Source organism: Mesorhizobium sp. M7A.F.Ca.MR.362.00.0.0 (genome assembly GCF_004023175.1).
GTDB lineage: Bacteria > Pseudomonadota > Alphaproteobacteria > Rhizobiales > Rhizobiaceae > Mesorhizobium.
This window is the reverse complement of the sequence record NZ_RZTF01001159.1, coordinates 1-229: the sequence shown is the minus strand read 5'-3', so window position 1 is coordinate 229 and position 229 is coordinate 1. Positions and strand designations below refer to the sequence as shown.

Annotated in this window: 1 protein-coding gene; it reads left to right on the top strand. The window is 51.5% G+C overall.

Features of this window, described 5'->3' with window-relative positions:
• Positions 1–229, top strand: a 229-nt coding sequence (locus EOC06_RS39475) for a diacylglycerol kinase family protein (RefSeq protein WP_281062160.1), incomplete at both ends; no start/stop codon positions are given.

Here is a 229-nt window from a genome sequence, read left to right as displayed (position 1 = left end):
GGAGAACGCAGGGTATGAAACATCCTGCCATGCTACGACAGGTCCAGAGGACGCTACAACAGCGGCAAGGATTGCAGTAGAAAGAAGATATGATCTTGTTGTTGCTGCAGGCGGTGACGGGACGATTAATGAAGTAGTAAATGGGCTTGCAGAGCAGGAGTACCGGCCGAAGCTTCGGCTTATCCGAGTGGGAACGACTAATGATTTCGCAAGAGCCTTGCATATCCCC